The organism is Burkholderia pseudomultivorans (assembly GCF_902499075.1).
GTDB lineage: Bacteria > Pseudomonadota > Gammaproteobacteria > Burkholderiales > Burkholderiaceae > Burkholderia > Burkholderia pseudomultivorans.
Genome location: NZ_CABVPP010000027.1, coordinates 80,659 through 87,937 on the forward strand (window position 1 = coordinate 80,659; position 7,279 = coordinate 87,937).

General features: G+C 73.1%; 2 protein-coding genes. Both read left to right on the forward strand.

The window, feature by feature from the left end:
• Nucleotides 1-105 precede the first annotated feature (105 nt).
• Nucleotides 106-3,444 (forward strand): exodeoxyribonuclease V subunit gamma, encoded by a 3,339-nt coding sequence (gene recC, locus BST28156_RS18820; protein WP_174903048.1) that lies wholly within the window; start codon nt 106-108, stop codon nt 3,442-3,444.
• Nucleotides 3,441-7,151, forward strand: coding sequence for an exodeoxyribonuclease V subunit beta (gene recB / locus BST28156_RS18825; protein WP_174903049.1), 3,711 nt, complete (start codon nt 3,441-3,443; stop codon nt 7,149-7,151). Before recC ends, recB begins: the two co-directional genes overlap by 4 nt.
• Nucleotides 7,152-7,279: the final 128 nt, after the last annotated feature.

Below are 7,279 nucleotides of genomic sequence, written 5' to 3' on the forward strand. Positions count from 1 at the left end.
GCAAAACCAGGCCTTCCGGACGATGCTCGCCGCGACGGTCCTTTTGCTATCCTTGGGGAACCCGTTCGCCCGGCCCGGCCGGCGCGAGGCTCCAACATCCGCTTCATGCTCCAGCTCTTCTATTCGAATCGCCACGAAACGCTGGCCGACGCGCTGCTCGACGATCTGGCCGCGTTCCCGGCTCGCAACGGCCCATGGGCGCCGCAGCAAATCATCGTGCCGAGCGCGGCGCTGCGGCGTCGTCTCGAACTCGACATCGCCGCGCGCCACGGCGTGTGCGCGAATGTCGAATTCACGTATCTCGCGCAATGGCTGTGGACGCAGATCGGCCGCGTGCTGACGGTGCCCGCACGCTCGCCGTTCGCGCCCGACCGCCTCGTGTGGCGCTGCTACCGATTGTTCGCGCAGGCGGCCGACGGCGCGCCGTGGCTCGCGTCGCCGCGGCTCGCCGCCTATCTGTCCGCGTCCGACGATGCGATGCGTTACGAGCTGGCGCACCGCGTCGCGACCGTGCTCGATCATTACCTGACCTATCGGCCCGAATGGCTCGCCGCGTGGCAGGCCGGCGAGTCGGTGCTGGCCGGCGACGGCGCGCCGCGCGGGATCGGCGATGCCGCGCGCGACGACGAGCGCTGGCAGGCCGCGCTGTGGCGCGCGCTGCTCGCGGAGCTGAGCGACAGCGGCACGCCGCCCGCGCATCGATTCCTGGTCGAAGCGCGCCATCTCGATGCCGACGCGCTCGCGCGGATCGACTGGCCCGAATCGGTCAGCGTGTTCGCGCTGCCGACGATGCCGCCGTTGCATATCGCGCTGCTGCGCGAGCTGTCGCGCTGGATCGACGTGCGCGTCTATGCGCTGAACCCGTGCCGCGAGTTCTGGTTCGACATCGTGACCGCGGCGCATGCCGAGGCGCTCGACGCGGCCGGCCGGCTCGACTATCAGGAAGTCGGCCATCCGCTGCTGGCGGAATGGGGCCGGCAGACGCAGGCGCAGCTGCACATGCTGCACGAGCTTACCGAAAGCGCGGCGCTCGGCGATGCATCGCGGTTCGTCGAGAATCCCGCGCCGACCTGGCTCGCGCGCGTGCAGAACGCGATCCTCGAACTGCAACCGGAGGCCGAACTCGGCCCGCCGCCGGCCGAGCGCGGCATCGAGGTGCATGTGTGCCACAGCCTCGCGCGCCAGCTCGAAGTGCTGCACGACCGCCTGCTCGCGTGGTTCGACGCGGACCCGAGCCTGCAGCCGTCCGACGTGCTGGTCGCGGTCGCCGATCTCGCGGCGGCCGGGCCGCTGATCGACGCGGTGTTCGGCACGGCCGGCGCCGGCGGCGCGCGCGTGCCTTACCGGATCACCGGCCTGCCGCCGTCGCAGGCGAACCCGGTCGCGCGCGTGCTGCTCGACTGGCTCGCGCTGCCGGACCGGCAGGTCGGCGCGCCGGAACTGGTCGAATGGCTGCGCGTCGATGCGGTGGCGGCCCGCTACGGGATCGACGCGAACGCGCTCGAGACGGTGCAGACCTGGCTCGCGGCGGCCGGCGCGCGGCGCGGGCTCGCGCCGGTCGCGCACGACGACGCGGCCGTGCCGGCGCCGCGCCATACGTTCGCCGATGCGCTCGCGCGGCTGTTTCTCGGCTATGCGATGCCCGACGGCGCCGCGCCGGTCGGCGCGTGGCTGCCGATCGAGGCGGCCACCGGCAGCGAGGCCGAGCTGCTCGGCCGGCTCGCGCGCTTCACCGACGATCTCGACGGCTTTGCGCGACGGCTGGCCGACGCGCACACGCCGCGCGCGTGGAGCGAACTGTTCGCCGACACGCTCGCGCGCTTCTTCGACTCGGGCGCGGCCTACGCGGACGCGCTCGCGGGCGTGCGCGACGCGCTCGACGCGATGCTGGCCGCGATGACCGAAGGCGCGGCCGACGAGGCGCTGCCGGCGGCCGTCGTGCGCGCGGGCCTCGCCGCGGCGCTCGACGATCCCGCGCGCGGCGGGGTGCCGTGGGGCGGCGTCACGTTTTCGTCGCTGACGAGCCTGCGCGGGCTGCCGTATCGCGTCGTGTGCCTGCTCGGGATGGACGACGGCGTGCTGCCGAGCCTCGCGCGCGCGGACGAATTCGACCTGATGGCCGTGCTGCCGAAGCTCGGCGACCGGCAGCGCCGCGACGACGAGCGCAACCTGTTCCTCGACCTGCTGCTGGCCGCGCGCGACCGGCTGCTGATCGCGTACACCGGACGCAGCATTCGCGACAACGCGCCGCTGCCGCCCGCGGCGCTCGTCGACGAACTGCTCGACCATCTCGCGCTTGTCACGGCCGGGCCCGACGCCGCGCCGGACGCGGTCGACGCCGCGCGCCGCGCGTTCATCGTCGAGCATCCGCTGCAGCCGTTCGCGGCCGCGTATTTCCGGCCCGACAGCGCGCTGGTGTCGTACGACGCCGAACGCGCGACGCTCGCGTCGCTGCTGGCCGCCGACGCGTCGCGCGACGGGCCGCGCGAGCAGCCGTTCTTCGCGCAGCCGCTGCCGCCCGAGCCGGTCGAGCCGGTCGCGTTCAGCGAGTTCGAACGCTTCTGGCGCCACCCCGCGCGCGCGTTGCTGCGCGCGCGCCTCGGCATCGTGCTGGCCGATGCGCAGGCCGAACTGCTCGATACCGAGCCGTTCGCGCTCGACTTCGCCGGCAGCGACGCGCTCGCCGCGCGCGTGCTGCCGCTGCTGATCGAATCGGACGAAGCGCGCGTGCACGACCACGCGCTGCGCATCGCGGACGCGAGCCCCGAGTTGCCGGGCGGCGCGACCGGCGCCGTGTGGCGCGACCAGGCGCTCGGCTCGCTGTCGCAGCTCGCGTCGAACGTGCGCCGCGCGCTCGCAGACGGCACCGAGCGGCGGCCGTTCGCGCTCGACATCATGCCGGCGTGGCCCGACACCGGGCAGGCGCTGTTCGGCGCCGACGACGCGGCGCTGTCGCGCGACGCGCTGGGTGCGCCGCTCGAACTGCACGGCACGCTGAACCGGCTGACGCCGGCCGGGCAGATCATCTATCGCTATGCGCGGCCGAGCGCACGCGACTATTTGTCCGCGTGGCTCGCGCATCTCGTCTACTGCGCGATCGACCCCGACGGGCCGCGCCGCACGCTGTGGTTCGGCAGCGGCGGCGCGTTCGAGCTGACGCCGGTCGCGGCGCCGCTCGATCAGCTCGCGCCGCTGGCCGCGCTGTTTCGCGCCGGGCGGCGCATGCCGCTGCGGTTCTTCCCGCGCAGTGCATGGGCGTGCGTCTCCGACGGCGAAGCGAAGGCCGCGAGCGTGTGGATCAACGAGCGCGTCGTCAGCGAGGCCGACGATCCGGCGATCGCGATCGCATGGCGCGGCGCGCATCCGTCGCTCGACGAGCCGTTCGGCACGCTGGCGCGGCTCGTGTTCGAGCCGCTCGTCGACCATCTGAAGGAGCTCGCATGAGTGCCGTCACGCAGCCGCAGGCGGCGCTCGAACTCGATGTATTCGCGTGTCCGCTCGACGGCGTCAACCAGATCGAGGCGTCGGCCGGCACCGGCAAGACCTGGAACATCTGCGCGCTCTACGTGCGCCTGCTGCTCGAAAAGGACCTCGGCGCGGACCAGATTCTCGTTGTGACCTTCACGAAGGCGGCGACTGCCGAACTGCACGAACGGATCCGCGGGCGGCTCGCGCAGCTCGCGCACGCGCTCGAGACCGGCGACGACGGCGGCGATCCGTTCATCGTCCGGCTGCTCGACACGACGCTCGGCGACGACGGCGCGCTCGACCCGGAGACGGCCGCGAAGCGGATCCGCCGCGCGCTGCGCGCGTTCGACCAGGCCGCGATCCATACGATCCACGCGTTCTGCCAGCGCGCGCTGCAGGAAGCGCCGTTCGCGGCCGCGATGCCGTTCGCGTTCGACATGGAAGCGGACGATGCGGCGCTGCGCTTCGAGCTGGCCGCGGATTTCTGGCGCACGCGCGTCGAGCCGATGGCCGCGCGCTGGCCCGGTTTCGCGGGCTGGCTCGTCGAATCGGGCGCCGGGCCCGCCGCGCTCGACGCGCAGCTGGCGCGCCGGTTGAAGAAGCCGCTCGCCGCGCTGCGCTGGGACGGCGTGACCGAACCGGACGATGCGGCCGAAGCCGCCGCCGCCGAATGCTTTGCCGAGGCGGCGCGGCTGTGGGCCGCCGAGCGCGATGCGATCGACGCGCTGCTGCGCACCGCGCAGCCGGTGCTGAACCAGCGTTCGCACAAGCCCGACGCGGTGGCCGATGCACTCGGCGCGTGGACCGCGCATTTCGCGCAGCGCGACGCGACGGCCGCGCTGCCGAAGGCCGCGCTGAAGCTCACGCGCACCGCGCTCGCGAAGGCGACCAAGAAGGGCGGCGCGACGCCCGAGCATCCGTTCTTCGAGGTGGCCGACGCGCTCGAAGCGGCGGTCGCGGCCGCCGAGGCCGCGCAGCGCGCGCGCTGGCTCGCGCTGATCGCCGAATGGCTCGACACCGCGCCGGGCGAGCTGGCCGAGCGCAAGCGCACGCGGCGCGTGGTGTCGTTCGACGACCTGCTCGCGAACCTGTACCACGCGCTGCATGCGCATCCGTGGCTCGCCGAGACGCTGCGCGCGCGCTATCCGGCCGCGCTGATCGACGAGTTCCAGGATACCGACCCGCTGCAGTTCGCGATCTTCGACCGGATCTTCGCGCCGGGCGGGCCGCTGTTTCTCGTCGGCGATCCGAAGCAGGCGATCTACAGCTTCCGCGCGGCGGACCTGCACACGTACCTCAGGGCGCGCGAGCGCGCGAGCGCGTGCTACACGCTTGCGGTCAACCAGCGCTCGACGCCGTCGATCGTCGAGGCGTGCAACCGCCTGTTCCTGTCGAATCCGCGCGCGTTCGTGCTCGACGGGCTCGATTACTACGCGGTGCGCGCGGGCACGCGCGTGCGCGCACCGTTCGTCGACGACACCGATCCGGGCCCGGCCGGCGACTTCCGGATCTGGACGCTGCCGGGCGGCGACGCGACGCTGCTCAAGCGCGATGCGCAGGCGCAGGCCGCGCAGGCGTGTGCGGCCGAAATCGCGCGGCTGATGCGCGGCGCGCGGGAAGGGCACGCGCGGCTCGGCGACGCGCCGCTGTCGCCGGGCGATATCGCGGTGCTCGTGCAGACGCACCGGCAGGGCAGTCTCGTGAAGCGCGTGCTTGCCGCGTGGGGCATCGGCAGCGTCGAGCTCGCGCAGGCGTCGGTGTTCTCGACCGGCGACGCCGAGCAGCTCGAGCGCGTGCTCGCGGCGATCGACGCGCCGGGCGACCTGCGGCGGCTGCGCGCGGCACTGGCATCCGACTGGTTCGGCCTCGACGCGGCCGCGCTGTGGCGCATGGAGCAGGGCGACGGCGATGCGCAACGCGACGCGGACGATGGCGGCTCGATCGACGCGATGAGCTGGGTCGAGCGCTTTTCGCGCTATCGCCTGCTGTGGCGCGAGCGCGGCTTCGCGGTGATGTGGCGCACGTTCACGCGCGAGCTGCGGATCGCCGAGCGGCTGATGTCGGGTGCGGACGGCGAGCGTCGCGTGACCGACATCAACCATCTCGCCGAACTCACGCAGGCGCGCGCGTCCGCGCAGCCCGGCATCGCGCCGACGCTGCGCTGGCTCGCCGCGCAGCGGCTCGACGGCGGCGGCGAGGAGGCGCAACTGCGGCTCGAATCCGATCGCAACCTCGTGCAGATCGTGACGGTGCACAAGTCGAAGGGGCTCGAATACGCGGTCGTGTTCTGTCCGTTCCTGAACGACGGCGGCTTGCGCGAACCGCCCGCGTCCGGGTTGCCCGACGCGCGCGAATATCACGACGATGCGGGCGACGCGGTGCTGCACTACGGGTGCGACGACGAAGCTGCCGCGCACGCGGCGCGGCAGGTGCTGCGCGAGCAGGCCGCGGAACGCGCGCGGCTCGTCTACGTCGCGCTCACGCGCGCGGTCTATCGCTGCTATCTCGTCGCGGGGCCGTACCTGTCGTCGCGTTCGACGCGCGAAGCGCGGCGCAGCGTGCTCAACTGGCTGGTCGCCGGCGCCGGGCAGTCGTTCGACGCGTGGCTCGACGAGCCGCCCGACGAAGCCGCGCTCGACGCCGCGTGGCGCGCGCTCGCGGGCGGCCCGGTGAGCGTCGCGCCGCTGCCGGTGCCCGCGCGCCGCGAGCGCGTCGCGGCCGGGCACGATGCGTCGCAGACGCTCGCGGCACGCCATGCGACGCGCGTGCTGCGCGATGCGTGGCGGATGGCGAGCTTCAGTTCGCTGACCGCGTCGATGGCGCGCGAGGAAGCGGGCGTCGCGGCAGTGCCGGACGACGATCTGCGGCCCGACCACGATGCGCTGGCGGCGCTCGTGCCGGACGGCGACTTCATCGTTGCCGATACGCCGGCCGTCGTGCCGCCCGACGACGACATCCTCGTGTTTCCGCGCGGCGCGGCGGCGGGCGAGTGCCTGCACCGCCTGTTCGAGCTGAGCCGGTTCACGCAGCCCGACACGTGGCGCGAGGCCGCGCTCGGCGCGCTGCACGACCGCCCGGTCGAGGCCGAGCCGGAACTCGCGGCGCGTCTGCCCGCGATGATGGTGCGGCTGGTCGACGACGTCGTGCATACCGAGCTCGTGCCGGGCATGCGGCTGGCGGATCTCGACCCGGGCAAGCGTCTCGACGAAATGGGCTTCCTGTTTCCGGCGCCGTCGCTCGACCTCGGCGCGCTGCGCCGGCTGCTGGTCGCGCACGGCTATCCGGACGTCGCGCTGGAGGCCGGTACGCTCGCCGGTTTCATCAAGGGTTTCATCGACATGATCGTCGAACACGACGGCCGGTTCTGGATCGTCGACTGGAAGTCGAACCATCTCGGCAATACACCGGACGCCTACGGCCCGCGCGCGCTCGACGTCGCGATGGCCGATCACGCGTACCACCTGCAGGCGCTGCTTTATACGGTCGCGCTGCACCGCTATCTGCGCGGGCGGCTGCCCGATTACGACTACGACACGCATGTCGCGGGCTACCTGTACCTGTTCGTGCGCGGCGTGCGGCCCGGCTGGCGCAGCGGCGGCGAGCCGGCCGGCGTGCATGCGCGCCGGCCGTCGCGCGAACTCGTCGACGCGCTCGACCGGATGATGGAAGGGGGCCGCGCATGAACGCGTCGGACGATACGCTCGAATTCACCGGCGGCCTCGTTGCGCGGCTGCCGGAGCCGGCGGATTTCGGCATCGCGCTCGCCGAAGGGTTTGCGCGCCGCATCGGCGATCTCGCGCGGCGCGCGGGC

Coding starts and splice junctions, on each gene's coding strand:
- recC (WP_174903048.1), top strand. CDS start 106: ATGCTCCAGCTCTTCTATTCGAATCGCCACGAAACGCTGGCCGACGCG.
- recB (WP_174903049.1), top strand. CDS start 3,441: ATGAGTGCCGTCACGCAGCCGCAGGCGGCGCTCGAACTCGATGTATTC.